This window comes from Mesorhizobium sp. WSM4816, from assembly GCF_055811535.1.
Window position 1 is genome coordinate 34399 of record NZ_JBVVQR010000031.1, and the last position, 22677, is coordinate 57075.

25 protein-coding genes and 1 pseudogene are annotated in these 22677 nt (G+C 62.3%); 14 read left to right on the plus strand and 12 right to left on the minus strand.

What is annotated here, in order from left to right; all coding sequences use genetic code 11:
- Positions 1-58 precede the first annotated feature (58 nt).
- Together greA and AC0L3H_RS25405 are read right to left on the minus strand one after the other, a co-directional pair.
- Positions 59-532, minus strand: a complete 474-nt coding sequence (greA, locus tag AC0L3H_RS25400; protein ID WP_023799806.1) for a transcription elongation factor GreA — start codon at positions 530-532, stop codon at positions 59-61.
- A gap of 285 nt (positions 533-817) precedes the next feature.
- Positions 818-1357 carry a tetratricopeptide repeat protein gene (locus tag AC0L3H_RS25405; RefSeq protein ID WP_128247258.1) on the minus strand — a complete coding sequence of 180 codons (540 nt, stop codon included), beginning with the start codon at positions 1355-1357 and terminating at the stop codon, positions 818-820.
- A gap of 197 nt (positions 1358-1554) precedes the next feature.
- Between AC0L3H_RS25405 and AC0L3H_RS25410 the strand changes: the two genes are divergently transcribed.
- The 6 genes from AC0L3H_RS25410 (at position 1555) to AC0L3H_RS25435 (ending at position 7323) form a co-directional block, all read left to right on the plus strand.
- The gene (locus AC0L3H_RS25410) at positions 1555-1980 is read left to right on the plus strand and encodes a DUF3775 domain-containing protein (protein WP_023799808.1); all 426 of its coding nucleotides are present in this window, start codon (positions 1555-1557) and stop codon (positions 1978-1980) included.
- A gap of 75 nt (positions 1981-2055) precedes the next feature.
- Complete coding sequence (locus AC0L3H_RS25415) at positions 2056-3018, plus strand: extensin-like domain-containing protein (RefSeq protein WP_473587286.1); 963 nt, start codon at positions 2056-2058, stop codon at positions 3016-3018.
- 192 nt (positions 3019-3210) lie between these two features.
- Positions 3211-4026, plus strand: a complete 816-nt coding sequence (locus AC0L3H_RS25420; RefSeq protein WP_473517871.1) for an extensin-like domain-containing protein — start codon at positions 3211-3213, stop codon at positions 4024-4026.
- An 89-nt stretch (positions 4027-4115) separates the two neighbouring features.
- Entirely contained in the window at positions 4116-4823 is a 708-nt protein-coding gene (locus AC0L3H_RS25425) for an LssY C-terminal domain-containing protein (protein ID WP_473495490.1), read from the plus strand.
- Positions 4824-4978: 155 nt separating this feature from the next.
- Entirely contained in the window at positions 4979-6289 is a 1311-nt protein-coding gene (locus AC0L3H_RS25430) for a hemolysin family protein (RefSeq protein WP_473495489.1), read from the plus strand.
- A gap of 47 nt (positions 6290-6336) precedes the next feature.
- On the plus strand, positions 6337-7323 hold the full coding sequence (locus AC0L3H_RS25435) for a methyltransferase (protein ID WP_473587287.1): 987 nt from the start codon (positions 6337-6339) through the stop codon (positions 7321-7323).
- A gap of 180 nt (positions 7324-7503) precedes the next feature.
- Here the strand turns inward: AC0L3H_RS25435 and AC0L3H_RS25440 are convergent, their stop codons facing one another.
- From AC0L3H_RS25440 to AC0L3H_RS25450, 3 genes are all read right to left on the minus strand, one after another.
- On the minus strand, positions 7504-8367 hold the full coding sequence (locus tag AC0L3H_RS25440) for an alpha/beta fold hydrolase (protein ID WP_473495487.1): 864 nt from the start codon (positions 8365-8367) through the stop codon (positions 7504-7506).
- A complete protein-coding gene (locus tag AC0L3H_RS25445; protein ID WP_473587288.1) occupies positions 8364-9272 on the minus strand; it encodes an alpha/beta fold hydrolase in 909 nt (302 codons plus the stop codon). Before AC0L3H_RS25445 ends, AC0L3H_RS25440 begins: the two co-directional genes overlap by 4 nt.
- Positions 9273-9447: 175 nt before the next feature.
- Positions 9448-10326, minus strand: a complete 879-nt coding sequence (locus AC0L3H_RS25450) for an NmrA family NAD(P)-binding protein (protein ID WP_473587289.1) — start codon at positions 10324-10326, stop codon at positions 9448-9450.
- Between the two features lie 84 nt (positions 10327-10410).
- Between AC0L3H_RS25450 and AC0L3H_RS25455 the strand changes: the two genes are divergently transcribed.
- Positions 10411-11343: a LysR family transcriptional regulator gene (locus AC0L3H_RS25455; RefSeq protein ID WP_473587290.1), complete on the plus strand. Its 933-nt coding sequence runs from the start codon at positions 10411-10413 to the stop codon at positions 11341-11343.
- 117 nt (positions 11344-11460) lie between these two features.
- Here the strand turns inward: AC0L3H_RS25455 and AC0L3H_RS25460 are convergent, their stop codons facing one another.
- The 4 genes and pseudogenes from AC0L3H_RS25460 to AC0L3H_RS25475 all read right to left on the minus strand — a co-directional run bounded on the left by AC0L3H_RS25460 (position 11461) and on the right by AC0L3H_RS25475 (position 14578).
- Positions 11461-11838 carry a VOC family protein gene (locus AC0L3H_RS25460; RefSeq protein ID WP_473508358.1) on the minus strand — a complete coding sequence of 126 codons (378 nt, stop codon included), beginning with the start codon at positions 11836-11838 and terminating at the stop codon, positions 11461-11463.
- A gap of 259 nt (positions 11839-12097) precedes the next feature.
- Positions 12098-12968: pseudogene (locus AC0L3H_RS25465) on the minus strand (AraC family transcriptional regulator).
- Between the two features lie 125 nt (positions 12969-13093).
- Positions 13094-13909, minus strand: a complete 816-nt coding sequence (locus AC0L3H_RS25470) for an oxidoreductase (RefSeq protein WP_473587291.1) — start codon at positions 13907-13909, stop codon at positions 13094-13096.
- Between the two features lie 252 nt (positions 13910-14161).
- Entirely contained in the window at positions 14162-14578 is a 417-nt protein-coding gene (locus tag AC0L3H_RS25475; RefSeq protein WP_473587292.1) for a RidA family protein, read from the minus strand.
- Between the two features lie 133 nt (positions 14579-14711).
- On the opposite strand from AC0L3H_RS25475, the gene AC0L3H_RS25480 reads away from it, so the two are divergent.
- The 5 genes from AC0L3H_RS25480 to AC0L3H_RS25500 all read left to right on the plus strand — a co-directional run bounded on the left by AC0L3H_RS25480 (position 14712) and on the right by AC0L3H_RS25500 (position 19339).
- Positions 14712-15614 carry a LysR family transcriptional regulator gene (locus AC0L3H_RS25480; protein WP_473587305.1) on the plus strand — a complete coding sequence of 301 codons (903 nt, stop codon included), beginning with the start codon at positions 14712-14714 and terminating at the stop codon, positions 15612-15614.
- Positions 15615-16175: 561 nt separating this feature from the next.
- A complete protein-coding gene (locus tag AC0L3H_RS25485) occupies positions 16176-17168 on the plus strand; it encodes a cupin domain-containing protein (protein WP_473587293.1) in 993 nt (330 codons plus the stop codon).
- A gap of 287 nt (positions 17169-17455) precedes the next feature.
- The gene (locus AC0L3H_RS25490; protein ID WP_023799825.1) at positions 17456-17821 is read left to right on the plus strand and encodes a putative quinol monooxygenase; all 366 of its coding nucleotides are present in this window, start codon (positions 17456-17458) and stop codon (positions 17819-17821) included.
- Positions 17818-18561 carry an SDR family oxidoreductase gene (locus tag AC0L3H_RS25495; RefSeq protein WP_287223615.1) on the plus strand — a complete coding sequence of 248 codons (744 nt, stop codon included), beginning with the start codon at positions 17818-17820 and terminating at the stop codon, positions 18559-18561. Before AC0L3H_RS25490 ends, AC0L3H_RS25495 begins: the two co-directional genes overlap by 4 nt.
- Before the next feature lie 121 nt (positions 18562-18682).
- On the plus strand, positions 18683-19339 hold the full coding sequence (locus AC0L3H_RS25500) for a DUF1579 family protein (protein WP_473587294.1): 657 nt from the start codon (positions 18683-18685) through the stop codon (positions 19337-19339).
- Between the two features lie 196 nt (positions 19340-19535).
- Here the strand turns inward: AC0L3H_RS25500 and AC0L3H_RS25505 are convergent, their stop codons facing one another.
- Both AC0L3H_RS25505 and AC0L3H_RS25510 read right to left on the minus strand, forming a co-directional pair.
- The gene (locus tag AC0L3H_RS25505) at positions 19536-20048 is read right to left on the minus strand and encodes an OmpA family protein (protein ID WP_473587295.1); all 513 of its coding nucleotides are present in this window, start codon (positions 20046-20048) and stop codon (positions 19536-19538) included.
- A gap of 10 nt (positions 20049-20058) precedes the next feature.
- Complete coding sequence (locus tag AC0L3H_RS25510; protein WP_473587296.1) at positions 20059-20718, minus strand: L,D-transpeptidase; 660 nt, start codon at positions 20716-20718, stop codon at positions 20059-20061.
- Between the two features lie 248 nt (positions 20719-20966).
- Between AC0L3H_RS25510 and AC0L3H_RS25515 the strand changes: the two genes are divergently transcribed.
- Positions 20967-21293: a hypothetical protein gene (locus tag AC0L3H_RS25515; protein ID WP_473587297.1), complete on the plus strand. Its 327-nt coding sequence runs from the start codon at positions 20967-20969 to the stop codon at positions 21291-21293.
- A 128-nt stretch (positions 21294-21421) separates the two neighbouring features.
- A complete protein-coding gene (locus tag AC0L3H_RS25520) occupies positions 21422-22063 on the plus strand; it encodes a hypothetical protein (RefSeq protein WP_473587298.1) in 642 nt (213 codons plus the stop codon).
- 188 nt (positions 22064-22251) lie between these two features.
- Here the strand turns inward: AC0L3H_RS25520 and AC0L3H_RS25525 are convergent, their stop codons facing one another.
- Positions 22252-22611, minus strand: a complete 360-nt coding sequence (locus AC0L3H_RS25525) for a carboxymuconolactone decarboxylase family protein (protein ID WP_473587299.1) — start codon at positions 22609-22611, stop codon at positions 22252-22254.
- Positions 22612-22677: the final 66 nt, after the last annotated feature.

Consider the following 22677-nt stretch of genomic DNA (forward strand, 5'->3'; position numbering starts at 1 on the left):
CCTCGCTTCGCGAGGCCACCTTCTCCCACAAGGGGAGAAGGCAGAGCAGCGCCAATTCTTAAATGAACTGCACCTGGACGATCTCGTAGCCCCGCGCGCCGCCTGGCGCGTTGACCTCGATGGCATCGCCGACTTCCTTGCCGATCAGCGCCCGCGCGATCGGTGAGGAGATCGAGATGCGGCCTGACTTTACATCCGCCTCCTGGTCGCCGACGATCTGGTAGGTCTTCTTCTCTTCCGTGTCCTCGTCGACCAGCACCACGGTCGCGCCGAATTTGACCTTTTCGCCGCTGAGCTTGGTGATGTCGATCACCTCGGCGCGGGCGATAAAATCCTCGAGCTCGTTGACGCGGCCCTCATTGAGACTCTGCGCCTCTTTCGCCGCATGGTATTCCGCGTTTTCAGAGAGATCGCCGTGCGAGCGCGCTTCGGAGATTGCTTCGATGATGCGCGGCCGCTCTTCCTGCTGGCGCCAGCGCAGTTCTTCCTTCAATGACGCGAACCCCTCGCCTGTCATCGGGACCTTGTTCATAATGCCTGACCTTTCCTGCCGCCGCCCCCGCATTCCGGGAGCGACCTTGTCGATGGGTACAAAAAGAAAACGGTCCGGCAGCCTCGGGCTAACGGAACCGTGTCACCGCAATTTCCTCCAATATAGCAATCTTCGTGGGTTTTTCACGCCAAAAAATCGGTTTTGAAAAATTCGCCCGCCATTTGCGGAAATCCCGTCATGGCAGCCCGGCTGGCCGGGCGCGCCGCAATAAAACCGGCTGCGATTGCTCACAGCCGGTGGTGAGGCGGTGTTCGGGCTTTCTATTCAGCTCTTCATGAAACGGTCTATCTGCTCGGACAGCATGCCGTATTCACGAGATCCCTTGCCGATGCGTTTCTCGATCTCGCGGAGCTGTTCCCGGGCGCCGGCGAGATCGCCGATCTGCAGGTGCGCCTCGCCGAGATATTCGCGTACCAGCGTGTAATCAGGATCGATGCGCAGCGCTTCCTCATAATAGCCGAGACCGACGGTGACGCGTCCGGAATGGCGGTGCGAGTAGCCGAGGTAGTTGAGGATGCGAGGATCTTTCTTGTCCGCAGCCAGGCTGAGCACGGCAATCGCCTCGTCATAACGTCCTGCCATCGCCAGCGCGCGGCCGGCTTCATAGATGTTGTCGTCGTCCAGCATGCCGTGCTTGGGCGCGACGCACTTCTTCAGCTTCTTGTCCCAGACCTTGCCTTTCTTGCACTGTGTCGTCTGGCTGCCATCGCCACCGCCTCCACCTTCACCGGCCGAAAACACCGGAACCGCAAACAGCGGCAGGGCGGCAACCGCCAGAACCTGGATCAGCAATCGTCTGCGCATCGAACTCTCCCTGAAGCATGACAATGCAAGACTAACGCCGGGCAAAAGCGGTTTCATCCCGGAAAAAAGCCACGGCCAGTGAAAGCCTTTTCAACGATCAGCGCCAGTCGGAAAATGGAAGCGCCGAACAAAACGTGACGAGCGCCGCAAATCCGCTATCATCCAGCAAACGCCAACGGAGTATGCGGAGACGGCCAGTGCAGCGGCGCCTTGAAAAAGAATGGGAGCTTTCGATCGGTCCCGACACGGTGCGCCTGTTCATCCTCAAGGCGAAGGCGTTGAGCGCCGCCGTCAACGAAGACTATGCCGATGGCGCCGAGCACGAGGTAGAACTCGATAGCGAGGCGCATGACAACCATCATCATGACGGTCTCGTCGAGGAACGTTCCGAGGACCTCACCGAAGAAGAGCTGCGCGAACTGATCAACGACCTCAATGTCGATGAGGCGGCCGAACTCGTCGCCCTCGCCTGGGTTGGACGCGGCGACTATGACGCCTCGGAATGGGCGGACGCGCTGACGGCCGCGCGCGAGCGCGCCAACAAGCGCACGGCGAAATATCTGCTCGGCATGCCGTTGTTGGCCGACTGGCTGGAGGAAGGGCTGGAAGCGATCGGTGCGTAACACCGCGGTCACCGTTTGTGATCGGCCAATGCCCTCGTTCAGGCAACTTCCGCATTCGCCCGCCGTTAAGGGCGAATGGCGGTGGTGACCTCTCCTACATCGATCAGAATGGCCGGATTGATCAGATTGGCGCTGCCTTTGGCAGCGGCGATGCTGTCCGCAGGAGCGGCCCTGGCCCAAGCTCCGGAACTGCCCGATAAGGTGCCCGTCCCGGAGCTCAATCAGTCGCAATCAGCGCAAGAAGCCGCGCCTGCCGACGTGCCGATCCCCGAGCCGCGCCCTGGGGATGCGCCAAAGCCTGATCAACCCGCGACCGACAAAATGGACCAGCAGAAGTCGGACCAGCATCAGCAAGCCCGGCCGCAGCCGCCGGCAGTCGCTCCGACGCCGACCGAAAAGTCCGCCGCGCCAAAACCACCGGAGAAGCCGGCGCAGGCGCCGGAGAAAAAAATTCCTCCCGACCCGCGCTCGGCCGCTGTGCCGCAGGAGAAAATGCCGGACGAGGAACTGGCCTGCCGCAGGCGGCTGAAGTCGATGGGCGTCGACTTCGAGGAACGCAAAGCCGAGCACGATGCGGCGGTCGGCTGCTCTGTCCCCTATCCGATCGCACTGAAGACGCTGGGCAAGTCATTGGATATCAACCCCGAATCCGAGTTGAACTGCCAGATGGCCGAGGCCGCCGCGCGCTTCGCCGCCGATATCGTCCAGCCGGCGGCCAAGGCCGAGCTCGGCGCCGAACTCAAGTCGGTCGGCCAGGCATCCGCCTTCGTCTGCCGCCACCGCAATGGCGGCGGGAAATTGTCGGAGCACGCCTTCGGCAACGCGCTCGACATCGCCAGCTTCACGCTTTCGGACGGCAGGAGGATCGACATCCGCCCGACGCCGCCGGAAAAGGAGGCGAAATTCCTGAACGCAATACGCAAGGCAGCCTGCGGACCGTTCAAGACCGTGCTTGGCCCGGGCAGCGATGCCGATCATTCGCTGCATCTCCATCTCGATCTTGCACCGCGCCGCAACGGCGGCACCTTCTGCCAGTGATATGGTTGCGGACCGACGCGCCGCAATTTGGCCGCAGCCGTAAACGCAGCCGCTGATTTTTCCTTTACTGTTGGCGGGTAAGCTCCGTTTCATCTGATCATGACCCCGAAAAGTGGAATCCGGTTTTCGGAAAAAGATCATGATCAAACGATGACATGGAGCCTGATCGGCTCGGGGACCGGGAACCTGCCAATGGCCGGGATATTTCGCGCCGCGTCTGTCGCCGTGCGGCAAGTGAGACGCGCGCGCATGATTGCCGGCGGGCTTGCCATCGCAGCGATCTCGGCCTGCACCACCGGCAGCGTGCTTTCGCTGGAACCGGCCGTCGATGTCGGCAGCCAGACATCAGCTGTCCCAAATTACGCTGGCGCAAAGTACGCCGGGATGCAGCGCCTCGTCCCGTCCAACCCTTACATGACCGCCGCCTATCCGCGCATGGACGAGCCGATGGCGCCGACCGAACAGATGCCCGCCAGCGAGGTCGAGTGCCGCAGGGATTTGAAGCGCCTGGGCGTCGTCTACAGCGACCTTGCGCCGATCCGCGAAGGCCAGTGCGGCATCGACTATCCGGTCAAGATTTCGGCCATCGGCCGCATCGGGATGAAGCCGGCTGCGACGCTGACCTGCGACATGGCCGCCACCTTCGCCGGCTGGGCCAGGAATGAACTGGTCCCGTCCGCCCGCTGGCGCTATTTCTCCGGCGTCAGGACCATTCGCCAGGGCTCGAGCTATTCCTGCCGCAGGATCGCCGGCGAAGGCACGCTGTCGGAGCACGGCAAGGGCAACGCGCTCGACGTCATGAGCATCGAGCTTAGCAATGGCAAGGAGATCGACGTGCGCAAGCCCGGCCTGTTCGCCTTCCGCACCCGCGGCTTCCTCAACACTGTGCGCGCCGACGGCTGCCAGTATTTCACCACCGTGCTCGGTCCCGGCTACAATTACGACCACCGCAACCATTTCCATTTCGACATCAAGAACCGCAAGAACGGCTACCGCGCCTGCCGCTGAGCCCGAGCGCGTGCCCACTGCCCAAGCTGTGCGCCGCCGCGTAGAATGACGTCACATAAGGTGATGTCATATCACCACGGTGGTGTCGCATGAGCCGACGAAGCCTTCGACGACGCGCAACGATCTGGCTGGTGGCGTTCTGTGCCGGCTATCTCGTGCTCGCCTATTTCGCCGCGCCGGAATTCTGGACCCTGCGCGACCGCAACTTCCGCACGCAGCGCTTCGAGATGGTGACGCACACACCGCAAGGCATCGCCGGCGATCCGATCAATGTCGGCCTCGTCGGCACCAAAAAAGAGCTGGTCCATGCCTTCGCCGTCGCCGGATGGGACACCGCCGACGCTCTGACGCTGGAGACGGCGATCGAGATCGGCGAAAGCGTGCTGTTCGATCGGCCCTATCCCGACGCGCCGGTCAGCCGGCTGCTGTTCGAAGGCCGTGCACAGGATCTGGCCTTCGAGAAGCCGGTCGGCGACAGTGCCGACCGGCGTCATCATGTCCGCTTCTGGCAGACCGATGCGAGCGGAGACGATGGCCGGCCGCTCTGGCTGGGTGCGGCAAGCTTCGATCGCGGCGTCGGCCTCAGCCACGACACCGGCCAGGTCACCCACCATATCGGTCCCGACATCGACGCCGAGCGCGACCTCCTGATCCGCGACCTGTCTGCCGCAGGCATGCTGATCTCAACCAGCGAGATATCAGGCATCGGTGCGACAAGGACCGGGCGCAATGGCGGCGGCGATCCCTATTTCACCGACGGCAAGGCGGTAGTGGGCGTGCTGAGGCAGCTGCCGTAGGCGCAGGACCAACGGCCGGCGGCCGGCTCATCGACGCCCTGATCGAGCATTTTCGTCGCCGCCATGGGATGCCGCATGAGATGGTTGCGCCCGCCGGCATGAAAAATGACGCCCGTCTATTTTCGAAGACCGCGCCGCAATGCTATTGACCTCGCATGCTCTATGCTGAAATCGCCATCGTGGTCGTCCTCATCTGCGTGAACGGCCTTCTGGCAATGTCCGAACTTGCCATTGTCTCGTCACGGCCGGCCCGTCTCAAGGCGATGATCGACCGCGGCGTCAAGGGCGCCGGCCGCGCCTTGGCGCTCGGCGCCAATCCAGGCAAATTCCTGTCGTCGGTGCAGATCGGCATCACCCTTGTCGGCGTTCTGTCCGGCGCTTTTTCCGGCGCCACGCTCGGCGAGCGGCTGTCCGTGTTCCTGGCATCGACCGGCCTCCGCGAAAGCCTTGCCGACCCGATCGGCGTCGGCATCGTCGTCGCCCTCATCACCTATTTCTCGCTGATCATCGGCGAACTGGTGCCCAAGCAGATCGCGCTGCGCGATCCCGAACGCGTCGCCGCCAGGGTTGCTCCGGCGATGACCATTCTCGCCACCGTCTCGGCGCCGCTGGTTTTTCTGCTCGACATTTCCGGCCGCGCCATGCTGTGGCTGCTTGGCCAGCGCGGTGAAAGCGAGGAGAAGGTCACCGACGAGGAGATCAAGATGCTGGTCGCCGAGGCCGAGCATCACGGCACCATCGAATCCGACGAGCGGCGCATGATCGCCGGCGTCATGCGGCTCGGCGACCGCGCCGTCCGCGCGGTGATGACGCCGCGCACCGAGGTCGACTGGATCAACCTGCAGTCCGATGACGCGGCAATCCGGAAGCTCCTGATGGAGACCCAGCATTCGCGCCTGCCGGCCGGCGATGGCAGCGTCGACGCCATGATCGGCGTCGTCCAGACCCGCGACGTGCTGGCCGCGATGCTCGGCGGTCGCGCGCTCGACCCGCGCCGGCATGTGCGCACCGCTCCCATCGTCCATGACCAGGCCGACGCGCTGGATGTCCTTTCGACACTCAAGGAATCCAACGTGCCGATGGCGCTGGTCCATGACGAATACGGCCATTTCGAAGGCATCGTCACCCCGGCCGACATACTGGAAGCCATCACCGGCGTCTTCCGGGCGGACCTCGACGCCGGCGACGAAGAAAACGCCGTCAAGCGTGACGACGGCTCATGGTTGCTCGCCGGCTACATGCAGGCCGACGAGATGGCCGACGTTCTCGGCATCGACCTGCCCGAGAACCGCGACTACGAGACTGTCGCCGGTTACGTGCTGGCGCATCTGCACCATCTGCCGACGACCGGCGAATGCGTCGATGCGCAGGGCTGGCGCTTCGAGGTCGTCGATCTCGACGGCCGCCGCATCGACAAGCTCATCGCCACCCGCCTGCCCGGCGGCCATCGCGAAATCGTGCGGTAGCAGTCAACGCGATGGGTAGGCAAGCCGGTCCTGGATCGCGGAAGGACATGGTGGATTCTGATCGGATCGACAAGCTGATCGCAGCGGTGCCGCCCGCCTTGGCGCTTCGCGCCGGGCTGGACCTTGGCATCTTCACCCGGCTCGGTAGCAGCGCGGTGACTGCCGACAGCCTTGGAGCCGAGCTCAAAATCGAGCCCGATCGTCTGTCGCGGCTCCTCTACGCGCTCGCCAGCATCGGTCTCCTCGAAGTCAAGGATGGTCGATTTCGCAACGGCGCCGAAGCGGCGGCCTTCCTCGACGCGTCCAAGCCGACCTATCGCGGCGGCGATCATGCGCTCCTGCGCGAGCTCTGGGGAGCCGACCTGCTGACCGCAGAGTCGCTGCGACAGAACCGGCCGGCTGCGCTGCACGACTTTTCCGAAGCCGGGCCCGAGGCAGCGGCGGCCTTCAGCCGCATGCTCGCACCGGGCGGGGTAATTTTCGGCCGCCATTTGGCCCGGGAGATGGACCTCTCGGCGATCGGCTCGGTCATCGACATCGGCGGCGGCCCCGGGACCATTCTCGTCGGACTTCGCGAGCGGCGGCCGCAGATTGCGGCGACGCTGATGGAACTCCCAACGGTCGCAGCGGTCGCGAAAGATATCCTGTCAGAATACGGTGCCGACGACGTGGTTGTCGAAGAGGGTGACATAACTGTCGCGCCGTCGATCGGTCGGCACGATCTGGCGATCCTGAAGGCCGTCGTCCAGGTCCTGCCGCCCGACCAGGCGCGCAGTTCGATCCTGAACGCGGCGCGTTGCCTCACACCCGGCGGCGAGATCGCAATTGCGGGGTGGGGTGTCGTCGATGACGACCGCCTCGGCCCGCCTGAGGGTGTGTTTCTGAATCTCACCTTCCTGAACCTCTATCGCCACGGCGAATCGTACACTGAAGGTCAGTATCGCGCGTGGATGACCGAGGCTGGATTCCGGGATATCTCCAGGTTGCGCCTGACGGACGGCTCCACCTTGTTTCGTGCGCGCCTCACGGGCTGATCGTGGCTGAATGGCCAAGCGCAATCCTGACGCTTCCGGAAGCAGCTGGCGACGGCCCGGGGCATCTGCCAGCAATAGCCGGGCGCTTTAGGGAAGCCCGGGAATGCTGCCGCGGGATAAGGTCATGGCGGACCGGCGCGAGCGCAGTACAGCGCGCTTCATATCGGCGCGCGCGGTTGCTCAACGTCGCTGCGTTCGCTCAATAAAGCCGGTCATCAACGCGGCTGCCGCCTCGGCGTGGGTTTCGAGCAGGAAGTGGCCGCCGTCGAAGATGTGCGCTTCCATACGTGGAAGGTCTTGCATCCACGACAGTGTTTCGGCGATGTCGAAGAACGGGTCGTGGCGGCCCCACAGCATGAGCGCCGGCGGTTGCCACGTTTCGATATAGTCGGCGATGAGACTGAAGCGCGCGACATGGTTGGCGTAGTCGACGAGGAGCGCGCGTTGTGTTTCCATGCCGCCAGGCTGATTCATCACCCTCCAGTCCTCGATCCAGGGTTCGCCTTTGATCCGGGCAGCGACATCCTCCGGCAAGCCGCCCAGATATTGCTCGCTTGTGCCTTCCAGGGTCAAAAACGCGGTAGCCTCCCTTTCGTTCGCTTCCGTCGGGTTTGACCAGAACTCGAACGTGGCTTGCCATTGCGACCCGAACCCTGTGCGGTGTGCGTTGGCGCTCTGGATGATGAGGCCGCAGACGAGGTCGGGGGATTGCATGGCGACCTGGAGACCGACAGGCGCGCCCCAATCGTGCAGGTAGATGAAGCGCCGACCGATCGCGAGATGACTCAGGAGCTCCTGGATTGCGCCGCTGAACGCTTCGAACGAGGGCGCGGGCAACGGCGCCGATTGGCCGTAGCCAGGCAAGTCGGGGGCGACGACGAAGGCGACGCGCGCAAGGCCGGGAATGATGCCTTGGAAGGTGCGCGACGAGCTCGGGAAGCCGTGCAGGAGCAGCAGCGCGGGATTGGACGCATCACCCGCGGTGATGAAGGAAAGCTCGGTCCCGCCGGACAGGCGCAGCCGCTGTTTTATGGGGGATGTCATGCCTGCACTCCTCGCACTGGTCCGGGATGGGCTCGATCAGGGCGCATGTCCTGTGTTCGCTCGATGAACTCGATCATCAGGGAGAGTGCTGGTTCGGCGTGCGTCTCAAGCAGGAAGTGCCCGCCGTCGAAAACATGCGCTTCCATGCGCGGCAGATCCTGCATCCAGGACAGGGTTTCGGCGATATCGAAATAGGGGTCGTGACGGCCCCACAGCATGAGCGCCGGCGGTTGCCATCTCTTGAGATAGGCGGCGATCGTATCGAAACGCGCGGCATGGCTTTTGTAGTCGCCGATGAGCGCGCGGTGGGTCTCCATGCGGCCGGGAAGGTTCATCACCCTCCAGTCCTCGACCCAGGGGTCGCCCCTGATCGTGGCGGCGACATCCTCTGGCAGGCCGCCCAAATATTGCTCGCGTGTGAATTCGAAGGTCAGGTCGGGGGTCGCGGCCGCTTCGTTCTCATTTGTCGGTTCTGACCAAAATTTCAACACGGCGTCCCAGACGGGACCGAAGCCGGTTCGATGCGCGTTTGCGTTCTGGATGATGAGACCCGAAACCAGCTCGGGCGCTTGCGTGACGATCTGCAGACCCACGGCGGCGCCCCAGTCATGAATGTGGATGAAGCGGCGCCCGATCGCGAGGTGGGTCAGCAGTTCGGAAATCGCCTCGCTGATCGCGGCGAAGGAGGGTATCGGCGGGACATCGGACTGGCCATGGCCCGGGAGGTCGGGCGCGATCACATAGGCTGCGCCCGCCAATCCGGGAATCACATCGCGGAATGCATTTGCGGAGCTGGGAAACCCATGCAGGAGGAGCAAAGCCGGGTTGGATGGATCGCCCGCAGTGACGTAGGCAAGCTCGGTTCCGCCGGAGAGACGCATTTGGCGTGGGGCAGGCAGTCTCATGTCAGGATTCCTTTTTTGCCGTCCGGAAATGGAGTTAAGTCCAAACCAGTGGCGCGAGTTCCGCATGTCGCCGACAGCGTTGGCCGGCGAGACGCGGGGTAGTGCGGCCGAAAACGTTCCCTACAAGTGGCTGGAAGCCCGTGATCCGTTTCGGCCGTCGCTACTCGGCCGAGGATCAGCGGCCGGCTGGTTCAACCGTTTTGACAACGCGCTCTATCGCCGTCGCCAGGGCGATCGTGCCCCGCCGGTGCTCGCTGCTGTCCTGGCGCGTCAACAGGCCGTTGGCGATTCCCTCATACATGCCGAGCAGCGCGTCTGCCACCTCGCCCGGCACGCCTTCCTCGGCGAGCAGCGCGGCACGCTCCTCCGGCGGAACAAGCACAGCCGTTACCGGCCGGCCGAGAACGTCCGCGAAGGCCGATGCCACGTCGCCGGCGCTCCAGTCTTCCGGTCCGCCCAGTTCCACGACCCGCTTGCCGGTCCATTCCTCGCACAGCACGGTCGCTGCTGCGCGCCCGACATCGATCGTGCTCACCATCGGGATTTTCTGCGAGGGCTCGATAAAGGTCGGCAGTATGCTTTGCGACAGGACCGGTTGCGCCACCTCGCTCCAGGTTTCGACAAAATACCCCGACCGCAGGAAGGCGGTGGCCGGCGCCACGCCGCCGAGCAGCGCCTCGAACCGGTTGAGGGTGGCGATGACGCCGGTGCCGGAGGCATGCTGCGCCCCGATGGACGACAGTACGACGGCCTTTGGCAGACCTGCACGCCGTGCCGCATCGGCAAGCGCGGCGCCGATTTCTTCCGTGCGCTGATAGGGATCACCGCTCACTGGCGGCGGGTTGAGCAGGAACGCGGCCCGCGCGCCGGTCAGCGCAGCGGCCATGGCGCCGGCATCCTCCATGCTTGCGACGGCCACCTCGGCGCCGAGGGCCGTCCATTTTTCGCCTTGTTCCTTGCGACGCAGGACGACGCGCACGGCTTCGCCGCCTGCGATCAGGGCGCGCGCGACCTCGCCGCCGGCCCGTCCGTTTGCTCCAAGCACGACATACATCACTTCTTCTCCTCATCTCACTTGACGGGGAGAACGATAGGCGCAGGCTTTCCATGCGTCCAATGCATGGTGTATATAGTCCCCATGCGCGAAGTGGATTTACGCCGGATCGACCTGAACCTGCTGGTGGCGCTCGAAGCGCTGCTGGACGAGAAGAACGTCACCCGCGCCGCAAGCCGGCTCGGCATGAGCCAGCCCGCCGCGAGCCGGGCGCTCGGCCGATTGCGCGCGCTGTTTTCGGACGCGCTGCTGGTCGACGGTCCGGGCGGCTATGTCCTCAGCGCCCGTGCGGAAGAGGTGCGCCCGGTGCTGCGCGGTATCTTGGCGGGTGTGCGAGAGATGGTCGAGGCGAACGCGTTCGATCCCGACACGGCAACCGGCCGGATCCGGCTGCTGATGCCCGATCTCCAGGCCGCCGTGCTGGCGCCGCATCTGCTCGCCCGGCTTGGACGCGAGGCGCCTTCCCTCGATCTCGATATCGTCGCGCCGGGCACGGACGCGGTCGAAGCGCTGGAGCAGGGTATCGCCGATGCGATGGTGGCGCTGGTCGACGAAGCCCCGGCCGGCATCCGCCGGCGCGGTCTCTATGACGAGAAGCTCGTGACGCTGATGCGGGCGGAGCACCCGGCGCTCGCCCGAAAGCTGACGCTCGAGCGTTTCCTGGCGCTTGAGCATATCGTGGTGAGCGTCACCGGCGTCGGGCCTGCGCCTGTCGACGAGGTGCTTGCCCGCATCGGCCGAACGCGGCGGGTGAAGCTGCGCGTGCCGAACTTCTTCGCGGCGGTCGAGATCGCCGCTCGCTCCGACCTGATCATGACCCTGCCTTCGAGCCTGGCGCGAGCGGCCGCCAACATGAAGCGCTTCGTGTCGTTGCCGCCGCCCCTCGATCTTGGCAGCTTCACGATGAGCCTCGTCTGGCACGCGCGCCAGCAGGACGCGCCCAGGCACATATGGTTGAGACGTGCCATTGTCACGGCGGCGGCGGATATGTCATCGGCGATCGACGTTAGAAACTGAGGCCGCAAAGCGGCTCCCTGGAACACAACGCCTCGAGCCGACCCGCGTTCAGGAAAGATGCTCTAGAACGGTCTCAACCGAAGCCCAGGTTCGGCGCTTGCGTTTCCGCCTGCGCCTTCAATCACGGTCGGCCCCCTCCGCCTGCCAGAGTTGGATCGGGTTGCCCTCTGGATCGGCAAGCCGGGCGAACCAGCCATTAGGGTAATGTTCGGTGTCGACCTCGACCGCAATTCCGGCTGCCGTGAGCTGTGCGACCATGGCCTGGAGGTCGCGCACCCGGAAATTGATCATCCACTGCTGATCGACCCGACCGAAGTAGTCACTAGTCGCGGCAAAGGGAGCAAAGACGGTGGCGCCCTGCTGTTGCTCCCACGAGCGGTCATCATAGCTTTCTGGCGGCAGCGCAACGCCGAGATGGCCGGCATACCATCGAGCGAGCGCATCGGGCTCCTTCGCTCGGAAGAAGAAGCCACCGATGCCGAGCACCTTTTCCATTTTATCTCCTTACTGACGCGATCGCGGTGATGACCATCCCAATCCATACGCGTAGTGCCAGGCGCTACATGGCTTCTTGGTTAAAAACCTGACAATGCCGCTGCACTGTGCAACAGCTCGTGTTTGTTGGCGAACTGTTCTGGAGGTCGCGGTGCGGACCAGGCAGACATTAGCTCGGCGCGGAATTTAGCTGTCTCCAGTGGTGATTTGACCCACGTTCGACTGTAGTGGAGATGACGGCCATCTGAGGGCCAGCAAATCATACCAATGGCAGGAAGATGTCGGTGATTGCCTCGTGCTCGGCAACCATCGGAACAATACTCATCCGCTGACAGTAGAGGGGAAATCCCGAAGGGCCTCACCGCTTGCCGGCAACCAGTCGCGATACAGGAATTCGATCGCCGGCTCGACATTTTCTGCTCCGATTGCGCGAAGCACGGCACATCGTCCGGCCGGAAGGACACCGGCTTCCACACCCTGCTCGTTCAGCTCGATTTTCCGATCGGTCGCTGCACAGATGTCGAGGCGGAGTTCGTCCGGCGGCGTCATGTCGGAATCCGAATGAAACACATTGTAGGTCGCACTGGACGCGGCGCTCAAACCGACAGACCTTCGCCAGGGGATGAATTTCTGGATAGTCTCGGCGACCAGGGCCGGATTGCCTCGGTGCTGCAGGACGGCGACGGGTGTTTTCGGCACGTCGATGATGTTGACGTCAGCCAATGAATACGCCGTTTTCATGAAGTTGCTCCTCGCGTTGGTCAATGGCCACAGGCCGGCAAACCACACCTCCAGTCGGGCGTGTCCCGAAATGGGGAAGGCAATTGCCCAAAGCTTTTCCGAAACGCGCGGGCGAAGGCGTCGGGCGCATCGTAACCGACGTCCAGCGCGGTTTCGGTCACGCTCGCCTCGTCCTTGAAGGCAAGCACCTGTCCCGCCCGTTTCATGCGAACGAGTTGAACGTAGCGATGCACTGATATGCCGAAATATCCCCTGAATTGGCGGTGGAAATGGTACTTGGACAAGGCCGCAACGGCACTAAGCGTGTCCAGGCCAAGATCATCCTCCAGATGCCGGTCGATGTAGTTCAACACCCGTTTCATACGCGTGTGGTAGGGATCTTGCCGCATCTTGCTCTCCTGTGGTGAGAGCAATCTGCCAGCTTGCGAGACAACGCGCTCGACTGTTCTTGCTGAACACAGGCGCCGTTCGCTTCGATGCGGAGCCGTTGGCGGTGGAGCACTGCTAACCGGGTTCAGACCGGCAGGCGGAACTGTTTGCGCAAGCTCTTGTCGAACATCTCTGCGGGGGCAAAGCGGCGCAGAATGCTGACCTGGCGCGCTGCCTTGCCGGCGGTATAGCGACGCCGCGGGCGGGCATCGGTCGCCGCCTTGACCACGACAGCCGCCACCACTTCCGGCGGATCGGCTTTGGGCATCACATCGCCCAGCAGCGCCTTGAGCCCGGCGCGCGCCCGATCATATTCCTGCAACACCGAATCCGGCTCGATCCCGTTCTGGTCGAAGACGGTACGCACGAATGCCGGCTCGATGACCGAGACGCGAATACCAAAAGCACGAACCTCGTGATCGAGCGATTCCGAATAGCCCTCAAGCGCGTGCTTGACCGCAGAGTAATGGGCTGAGTATGGCGCCGGCACCAATCCCAGAATCGAGCCGATATTGATGATGTGCCCTGCGCCGCGCTGCCGCATCGACGGCAACACAGCATTGATCATGCGGATGACGCCGAACAGATTGACGTCGAACAGGGCCTGCACCTGTGCGACCGAGGATTCCTCGGCACCGCCAAGCAGACCGACGCCGGCATTGTTGACCAGGAGGTCGATCCGCCCGGTCTGCGCCAGCACGGTCGAAACGAGGGCGCCGACAGAAGCGTCATCAGTCACGTCGCAAACCAGCATGGTCACTCCCTCCGGGCCGTTGCCGACAGGGCGGCGACTTGTCCCGAAGACGGTGAATCCTGCCCGCGCAAGCGCCTCGGCGCTGGCGTGGCCAATGCCCGAGGACGCTCCGGTCACCACAGCGGTTTTTTCGGAATTCGCATTCATTTCGTACTCCAAATCGTGAGGGCCAGACTTCTCTCGCCGGTTGAATTATGATCATTATAACATATTACGATCATAATGCAATATCAGAAGAGAAAGGCACTCACGTGCTACGAAAAGGCTGAAAGAACGCGTCACGCGGCCGGATCATGGGAGTTGCTGACCCATCCTGCGTCAGGACGAAATGGCGTCCTGACGTGTAGGGAGCGGGCTGTCTGCCAGGGGCAGCTTTGCCGTAGATTGCAGGGCGAGCGATCAGCCCGCCGGCTGGCCGCTGGGCGTCGAAGGGATGCGGGCGATGACCTTGATCTCGAAATCGAAGCCGGCAAGCCAATTGACGCCCACTGCCGTCCAGTTCGGATAGGGAGGTCCGCCGATCTCCTCCGCCCGGACCGCCAACACCGTTTCGATCTGTTGGTCCGGGTTGGTGTGGAAGGTGGTGACGTCGACAACGTCGTCGAAGCTGCACCCGGCGGCGGCCAGGACCGCGCGCAGATTGGCGAAAGCCCGCCGAACCTGATCCTCGAATGCGCGCTCGGGCGAGCCGTCCTCACGGCTGCCGACCTGACCCGATACGAAGAGAAGGTCGCCGGAGCGAATGGCCGCGGAAAATCGATGGATATCGTATAAGGCGTGGCGTTTGGCCGGATAGATGGCGTCACGTGCAGGCATTTCATGTTCCTTCTGTCTTGATAACGGGAGCGGACCGCCCGGAGCCGCCGAGTTGATGCAAGCAGGAGATAGGGCAATTGCATTACGCGCATTAGCGTTGAAATCGGCATGAGGTGATGCAAAATTGCCATCAATGTCCCGCCCGTCCCTCAACGATCTCACCGCCTTCGTGGCCGTTGCCACGCACCGCAGCTTCCGCCGCGCAGCCGACGAGATCGGCACGGCGCCATCCACATTGAGCCACGCCATGCGTGCGCTCGAGGAGCGCATGGGCCTGCGCCTTCTCAACCGCACCACACGCAGCGTCTCGCCGACGGAAGCCGGTTTCCAGTTGCTCGATCGCCTTCAGCCGGCGCTCGCCTCGCTGGACGAGGCGCTCGACAGCGTCGCCGGGTTCAGGGGCAATGTCGCGGGCACCGTCCGCATCAACGCACCGCGACTGGTGGCCGGGCTTCTCGTTCGCGGGGTTCTTCCGCGGATGGCGGAGCGCCATCCGGACGTGATCGTGGACATCGTCGTCGAGGGGCGGCTCATCGACATCGTGTCCAGCGGCTTCGATGCCGGCGTGCGCCTCCTCGGATCGGTCCCCAAGGACATGATCGCCGTGCCGCTTGCACGCGCGTTGAGGTTCATCTGTGTCGCGTCGCCCGCCTACCTCGATCGCTTCGGCGACCCGAAAACCCCCGAGGAATTGCAACGCCATCATTGCATCGGCCACCGCATGCCCAGCGGCAAGCTTTACCGATGGGAGTTCGAACGCGCCGGCCAGGAACTCTCGATCGAGGCAAACGGCCCCGTCGTCCTCGACGACGAGGAACTGATGGTCGAAGCCGCAATTGAGGATCTGGGCGTCGCCTACGTGGCCGATTGGGCCGCCGAAGCGGCCTTGTCCGGCGGCCGGCTGCGCAAGGTCCTGACCGCGTGGATGCCCGCTGCGGAAGAAGTTGCGGTTTACTACCCCGGACATCGAGCCGTACCGCCCGCACTGCGGGCGTTTCTCGATGTCGTCAAAGACCTGCGGAAGAAAGAACCTTAGCGACGAGCAGCCGCGCCATGACCGGTCGTTGGGCCGGGGGAGTGCTCAGTTCGTTGCTATTGCGCCAACGCATCAGTGTTCTGCCTCAGTGCGGACGAATCCTGCATTGGGCCGATGACCAGTTCGATCGGTCAGGCTGAAGCAGGCGATGACGCAAGTGAGGCCGAGGGCGGACCGGCAGCTTGTAGTTTGATATGCAGGTGAGCAGACATACAGCTCGGCGCAGGGATCCCCCATCTTTTGCTATCGGATAGCCGACATTCGCGGCAACCTGCGCTGATGTTCCGTTGCGGACTTCCCATATCGCACGAAAGAGCCGGACTTGATTGGAACTCTATCGTCGAGCAGATCAGCTACACGACGTAGTCTGCCAAACACCGACATTGCGCCGTCGCCTCGGTATGGGAACGCGCGAGCCGAGAAAATTCGGTAGTCGCGCAGCCGCCATCATGCAGACCTATTAGATTTAGGACCTAGAGGATCGATCAGTAGCATTTTCTGCCCACCAAGAGATAACGGGATGCATAAAGAGTATGCAAAGGTTCGAGGCAAGGAATGCATATGGACGATCCGCTTAGATCCATGAATCGGCCCGGTCTTGGACGTGCAACGATGGGCTACCAGCCGGCCGAGAATGATTTGTTGAGCGAGGTGCTGCGCGACCTGCGCCTTGCCCATGCGAGATACGGCCGCAGCGAGTTGACGGCGCCCTGGGGCATCGCCGTGCCGTTCAGGGAGGGCGTACGATTTCATGCGCTGCTCGAGGGTCAGTGCTGGATACAAGCCAAGAGCTTGCCACCGCTGCTGCTGGAATGCGGCGATGTGCTTCTTCTTCCCCACGGAACAGAGCACACCATGTCCGACCGCCCCAAAGGGAGAGCCTTGCCACTGGACGATATCAAACCGGCGTTGATCGGGAATGGAACCTACGAATTGAAGTCCGGCGGCGGCGGTCCGCGATCGCTGATCGCATGCTGTACGATCGGCTTTGAGGGGCCGACGGCAAATCCGCTCCTGGAACTGCTGCCTCGGGTGATGCATATCCGCTATGCAGAGCACAGCGATACTGACCTGCCAAACCTCCTTGCTATGATGGCGCGGGAGGCTGATGGGCAAAGAATCGGATCGGCAACGGTAATGGCGCGCCTTGCTGATATTGTCATGACGCAAGTAATCAGATCCTGGGTCGAGACGTGTTCCGACAATCTGACTGGTTGGCTGGCAGCCGTGCGGGATCCGCAAATCGGGTCTGCGCTTGCAAGAATCCATCGCTCCCCCGGCGAAGACTGGCCAGTCGATCGCCTGGCGGCATTGTCTGGGCTGTCGCGATCGAGGTTTTCGCAGCGATTCAAGGGTCTGTTGTCGGTATCTCCCGCCCGCTATCTCCTGCAATGGAGGCTTAGGCTGGCCGAATCCTGGTTGCGGAACGGATATATGTCGCTGTCACAGGTCGCGTCTGAGTTGGGATATGAGTCCGATGCATCCTTCAGCAGGGCATTCAAACGCTTCATAGGCGTCTCGCCAGGCGCGGTCCGAGATTCCGGGCGCGGGTGAGCATAGCAGAGACGGGATCGGTCCTGCATATCGCCTGATGCGATCCGCGGCTAATGTAATCAGTGCGACAAACGGTCAGACATTCAAGCGTTTCTGCCATAGCGGCGCCGCGCCAGGATCTGCAAATTCTCAAATGCCGTAACCACTTCGACCGATTCGCGAGCCAAAGCAGCGACTGCATCGCGGTGGATTATCGAAGGAGCAATAGCCGGCATTTCGCATGCGCCATGAACGCAAGACGTGTGAATGCAGAATACCTCCTAGGCCGCTACCAGAAGGAGACTCATATGGCGTTGGTGTTGCCTGATCTTCCCCCACCAGCCACTGGCGAACACACGCCCTATTGCATTATCGCCAAGCATCGCGCCGCTCCTGGTCAAGGCGAAGCGCTCGTTACCCGGATGCTTGAGGATCTCGAAGCGACGAGATCAGAAACGGGCTGTCTACAATTCCACATCCATCGTGATCGATCCGACCCCGATCTCATCGTCATCTACGAAGTCTGGCGCAGTGTCGATGCAGTCAAGAGCCACTTCAGCGAAGCCTATGTCCAGAGGTTCGTCGTAGATGGTGGTGAGCTCGAACCGGGCGACATGGAGACGCAGTGGCTTGAGATGCTGAGCCCATATGCCAGCGGCAGAGATCCGCGATGACCGGTGACGAACAGTCTCTTCTGAATCAGCGAGTCGTGATCGTTGGCGGGACAAGCGGCATGGGCATGGGGGCGGCTCTTGCGGCCTCGCGCGCAGGCGCCGAGGTCATCGCGCTCGGGCGGCGGCCACCGGCGAAATTGGCTGCAGAACAAAGCGCCCACGGTTCAATTACCTTCCAGTCGCTGGACATGACCGACGATGCGGCGGTCGAGCAAGTATTCGAAACGCTGGGGGCGCTCGACCACCTTCTCATCACCGCAACTCCACCAAGTCCTGGAGGAACCTTCCTCTCCCAAACGCTGGCCGACGCGCAGGCCGTTCTGTATGGCAAGCTCCTGGGCAGTTGGTCTTGCGCGCGGCACGCGGCGCCCAAGATGCGGAAAGGCGGTTCGATCACATTCACTACTGGCGGCTTGGTGACCAAGCCTCGCATGGGCGCTTCGATGATGATGGTCGCGTTCGCTGGTCTGGAGGCGCTGACACGAGCCCTTGCGCTCGAACTCGGCCCGATCCGCGTCAACACAATCCGTCCAGGCGTCATAGACAGCGAAATGTGGGCCGGCATGCCGCAAACCAAGCGGGAGGCGTTTTTCGCGCTGGTGCGCGAGAGCTTCCCAGCAGGTCGCGTTGGAAAAGTCGACGATATCGGCAAGGCCGCACTTTTCCTGATGACTAATGATTTCGTGACCGGCGCTATTCTAGAAGTTTCAGGAGGTGAAACGCTGGTCAGCATCGAATGATCTAACAGATAGAGCCTCAAGGGTTAAGAGATCAGTATCGATCCGGTTCACGCGGAAAGTTCACAACGGTGACCCTCAACCAAGCGCGTTACAGCAATTTCCAATAAACAATGGACCGCAGATGAAAAGAATCATTGAGACACTACACGTTGCCCTAATTGTCGTTGCGTTTGCCATCCCGGTTCCTTCCGGCGCATTGGCTCAAGATGGCTCGGCCGCGGCTGCGCCCCCGACGCAGTCCGAGTTACCCAAATGGCTTAGTCGCGGATTGCCGGGTCAGGCGCATGAGGTTCTGGCGCCACTAGTTGGCACCTGGCGGGTCCAGTTGAGCTTCTACGGCACGCTCGGCCGCAGCCCCGATCAGCCGCCGCTCGTGACGGACGACCTCATTAGCCGTCGGCAGTGGTTGGCAGGCGGCCGTTACATCGAAGACACGATGGAGGGGACGCTGGATGGAGCGCCAATCTGGCGCAAAGGCTGGCTCGGCTACAGTATCATGGACGACCGATACGAGTGGATTACGATCGATCCTGTCAACACAACCATGATGTACTACGAAGGCACCCCTGGATCCGGAAATCAAAGGCCCATCAGCATGTCCGGGGCCTTCACCGACCAGGGTGTGGCTGGCGAAGACACGGTCGGCAAGTCGATCGGCATGCGCACAATAATCAAAATCGAGAACAACGATCGCCATGTCTTTGAGCTCTATTTCACGCGTCCCGGACAGCAAGAGACGTTGGCCACACGCGGCCTCTATACACGGCTGAAAGAGTGAGCGCGTCCGCTCGAGGACGGCCCGGCGTCTGATTAGCTCGCTCGGTGCTTGGCAATGGCGCAACCGCGACCTCCAGCGCTGTCTACTTTCAGGAAGCCGCAAAGCTGATCTTTACGGCCGACATGAGGCGCAAAAGCAGCCATGCCGCCGTCGCGTGTGAGACTCTGCTTCGGGTCACAAGCAGAACAGCAGCCCCCTACGGCTCGTCCCTCAAATCGCGCAAATTAGACACAACGCGGCGGTTCTGCGACCTGCAGGCGGTGTCGGGGCAGTCGCGGACGAGCCTGTCCTTGCCGTAGCCCTTGGCCCACATGCGGTTGCGGCCTATGCCGCCGGCGGCGAGGTAGTCCATCACCGCATCGGCGCGCTGCTGCGACAGCGCCGTTTCACTTGCGCCGGGATCGTCGGCGAAACCCTGCAGCTTGAGCAGCCAGCGCGGATGCTTTGCTAACCAGGCGATCTGGGTGTCGAGGGTGGCCTTGGCGACAGAATCGAGCGCGGCCGAACCTTGCGTGAAATAGGTGCGGCGGCCGACATTGAGGATAAAATCCTCCTCGCTGCCCGGCTGCACGTTCTGGAAGCCGGCAACCTCGGTGTTGGTGATGTCGGGCGTGGAAGGGGCCAGCGTGTTGCTGGTCGAGCAGGATGCGGCCAGCACCAGCAGGCCGGCGGCGAGCAGCCGGCGCGTGTTCTCAATCATGCGGTTCATGAGGCGCCAATCATTCGACAGTGGTGGAAGCGGGCGCCTGGTCGGCGATGTGCGGCAGGACCTGCACCGCGGTGCCGATCGGGCAGCGCTGGTAGAGGTCGATGATGTCTTCCGGGAACATGCGGATGCAGCCGCTGGAAGCGTCGGTGCCGATGCTCCATGGCTCCAGCGTGCCATGCAGGCGGTAGCCGGTGTCGGCGCCGTTGCGGTGCAGATAGAGCGCGCGCGGCCCGAGCGGATTGTTGGACGCGCCGCCTGCGACCATGTGCGGTAGGTCCGGCTTGCGCTTACGCATTTCGGGGGGCGGGACCCATTGCGGCCACAGCGCGCGGCGGTCGATCGTCGCGCGGCCGTACCATTTGAAGCCGTCCTTGCCGACGCCGACGCCGTAGCGGATGGCGGTCTTGTTTTCCATGATGACGTAGAGGAAGTGGTGGCGGGTATCGACGACGACGGTGCCGACCGGCTCGCTGCTGAAATACTTGACGATCTGGCGATGCCATCTCTTGTCGATCTTGGCGAAGTTGGTCTTGCGATAGACAAAATTGTTGTCGCTGGCGGTACCGGCGAAAAAGGATTTTGCCGCCGCGGCTTGAGCAATATTGCTGGTTGCACCCATCGCGACCAGCGCCAGGCCGCCGAGCACGACACCCCTGCGTGACAAAACCATCGGCAATATTCCCCCCCATGCCAAAAGCTTGGCGGACCATAGTTGAGAATTACTTCGCCTCAAAGTGGAAAATGCTGCGTTGCTTCAGTCCGCCGTGTCCGGACAGTCGGCAATTTGGCGGCGAGTGACCGAATTGTGACAATCTTGCCGAGGACGAACGTCTAACCTAAACCCCATCCAGGCCCTTAACCAAATTGGCGCGGCTGTTTGGGACCGAGCGTAGTTGCGACATTGCCCTATCCGGACGTGTGAGCAATGCCCACCAGCAGGTTCAAAATCTTGCGGAAGCCGTGCGCCTCATAGATGCCGATCCAGACCAGGGCGTTGCTACTGCCGCGGCCGCGCTGGGGCTTTCCTATTCTTCGCTCTATCGACTGTTCCGGAACCTCGTGGGCCAAAAACGATACGCGGGCGTCATGCGCTATTATCGACTAGTTGGGGCTCTGCTGGCCGACGCGCCCGCCGGCGGACTGGCGCAATTGGCCGCCAGCAAGGCTATTTCGATCAAGCCCATGCGAGCCGCGATTTCCGGCGTTATACAGGCATCGGGCAAGCCGAATTCCGGCGCCATTTAAACGGAATTGCCAAGTTGATGAACACTCTTTGAACATCTGCACAATCGCGTAGGCGCATGCAGCCTGTGTCGACGGCTCTGTCGCTCAGGATGCGCCAGCGGCGGCATGCTCATCACAGGAGATATAAAATGGCCGACACGACAACACCCCACACCGCGCTTCTCGCGGCCCTCACGACAGAGCATTTCGTGCAGCAATCGGCGATCAGCGCAACTATCAGCGAAATGGCGTCGCGAACGACCATCTACATCATGTCTCTATCGAGCGCTCTAGTGGCGACGGGCTTTGTCGCGCAGTCGCCTGAATTCCTTCAGCCGTTTCTCCTAGCCGTGCTGCCATCGCTCTTTTTGCTGGGTAGCTTCACCGTCTTAAGGTTGATCGATATAGCCGCCGAGAACATGCAGGCCCATATCGGCATCGCCCGGATCAGGGCCTACTACCGAACGCTGGGGGAGGATGCTGCTTTTCAGTTTTCCAAAGAGTTCGGCCGTTGGCCAGAAAACGACGCCGAACCGTCGCTGCGTGCCGGGCCGCTCCTGGCGCATCTCACCACAGCCGCGACGATGATCGCTTTCGTAAAAGCCATTGTCGCGGCGGCGGGCGTGACCCTTCTAGCACTATATGTCGGATCAGCGTTGGCGCCTGCACTGTGCCTTGGTGCCGGCACAACAACCGGCTTGATGATACTTTTCTATTGGTACCAACGCCTTCGAACGAAAGGCATGGTCCGTCTCGCCAAAGCTTATGGCCCTGAAAAGAGCGTTCTTTGAGCGGGAGGGGTCAATGCAGTCGGGGTGATACAGCGCATCCGGGCTTTGTCGCCTATCGCAGGCCACTTCAACTGGCCGGCAACACAATGACCGATTTGAAAGCCGGGCCCATCTATTGGCGAAGCGATGTGGTTGGTAGAGCCGACGGATAGTCGCCGGCTCCACATCACGTCTTTTGGCAAGAACGCCTAGCGGGACGAAGGCGTACCCGTAACTCCTAGCGCCAGCTTTCGCTTGGCGAGCGCCCAGGCAGTGGTTTTCCAACAGCGCGACCGCGATGAAAACGAGACTTGGCCGATGGCAACAGCGAGCGTGGCGAGCGCTTTGTCGTCGTAGAGGCTGGAAGCTCGGGCGTACAGCGCATCCGAAACGCGTTCGTTGCCGGCATCCGGGACGAAAATGGCCTCGACAAGGGCCAGTGCAACCCGTTCCGCTTCGCTGAAGCAGGTCGCCGCCTTCCACTGCGCTACTGCGGCGATGCGTTCGTCCGTATCCTGCGTTTTTCGCAGTTTGGACTTGTGCAACGCCGTGAGATACTCGCTGCCCACAATCTGACGTGCCCGAAGTTGGACCAGGTCTTGGGAGGAATGGTTCCGGTTGCGGTGGCTTTCGCT

Bases quoted from the DNA above. Each gene is read 5' to 3' on its own strand.
- AC0L3H_RS25450 (WP_473587289.1), bottom strand. From the start codon at position 10,326: ATGTATGTCGTGCTTGGAGCAAACGGACGGGCCGGCGGCGAGGTCGCG.
- AC0L3H_RS25495 (WP_287223615.1), top strand. From the start codon at position 17,818: ATGACCGGTGACGAACAGTCTCTTCTGAATCAGCGAGTCGTGATCGTT.
- AC0L3H_RS25520 (WP_473587298.1), top strand. From the start codon at position 21,422: ATGGCCGACACGACAACACCCCACACCGCGCTTCTCGCGGCCCTCACG.
- AC0L3H_RS25425 (WP_473495490.1), top strand. From the start codon at position 4,116: ATGAGCCGACGAAGCCTTCGACGACGCGCAACGATCTGGCTGGTGGCG.
- AC0L3H_RS25440 (WP_473495487.1), bottom strand. From the start codon at position 8,367: ATGACATCCCCCATAAAACAGCGGCTGCGCCTGTCCGGCGGGACCGAG.
- AC0L3H_RS25475 (WP_473587292.1), bottom strand. From the start codon at position 14,578: ATGCCTGCACGTGACGCCATCTATCCGGCCAAACGCCACGCCTTATAC.
- AC0L3H_RS25420 (WP_473517871.1), top strand. From the start codon at position 3,211: ATGGCCGGGATATTTCGCGCCGCGTCTGTCGCCGTGCGGCAAGTGAGA.
- AC0L3H_RS25405 (WP_128247258.1), bottom strand. From the start codon at position 1,357: ATGCGCAGACGATTGCTGATCCAGGTTCTGGCGGTTGCCGCCCTGCCG.
- AC0L3H_RS25485 (WP_473587293.1), top strand. From the start codon at position 16,176: ATGGACGATCCGCTTAGATCCATGAATCGGCCCGGTCTTGGACGTGCA.
- AC0L3H_RS25480 (WP_473587305.1), top strand. From the start codon at position 14,712: ATGTCCCGCCCGTCCCTCAACGATCTCACCGCCTTCGTGGCCGTTGCC.
- AC0L3H_RS25445 (WP_473587288.1), bottom strand. From the start codon at position 9,272: ATGAGACTGCCTGCCCCACGCCAAATGCGTCTCTCCGGCGGAACCGAG.
- AC0L3H_RS25490 (WP_023799825.1), top strand. From the start codon at position 17,456: ATGGCGTTGGTGTTGCCTGATCTTCCCCCACCAGCCACTGGCGAACAC.
- AC0L3H_RS25455 (WP_473587290.1), top strand. From the start codon at position 10,411: ATGCGCGAAGTGGATTTACGCCGGATCGACCTGAACCTGCTGGTGGCG.
- AC0L3H_RS25415 (WP_473587286.1), top strand. From the start codon at position 2,056: ATGGCGGTGGTGACCTCTCCTACATCGATCAGAATGGCCGGATTGATC.
- AC0L3H_RS25505 (WP_473587295.1), bottom strand. From the start codon at position 20,048: ATGAACCGCATGATTGAGAACACGCGCCGGCTGCTCGCCGCCGGCCTG.
- AC0L3H_RS25460 (WP_473508358.1), bottom strand. From the start codon at position 11,838: ATGGAAAAGGTGCTCGGCATCGGTGGCTTCTTCTTCCGAGCGAAGGAG.
- AC0L3H_RS25435 (WP_473587287.1), top strand. From the start codon at position 6,337: ATGGTGGATTCTGATCGGATCGACAAGCTGATCGCAGCGGTGCCGCCC.
- AC0L3H_RS25470 (WP_473587291.1), bottom strand. From the start codon at position 13,909: ATGAATGCGAATTCCGAAAAAACCGCTGTGGTGACCGGAGCGTCCTCG.
- AC0L3H_RS25510 (WP_473587296.1), bottom strand. From the start codon at position 20,718: ATGGTTTTGTCACGCAGGGGTGTCGTGCTCGGCGGCCTGGCGCTGGTC.
- AC0L3H_RS25430 (WP_473495489.1), top strand. From the start codon at position 4,979: ATGCTCTATGCTGAAATCGCCATCGTGGTCGTCCTCATCTGCGTGAAC.
- greA (WP_023799806.1), bottom strand. From the start codon at position 532: ATGAACAAGGTCCCGATGACAGGCGAGGGGTTCGCGTCATTGAAGGAA.
- AC0L3H_RS25500 (WP_473587294.1), top strand. From the start codon at position 18,683: ATGAAAAGAATCATTGAGACACTACACGTTGCCCTAATTGTCGTTGCG.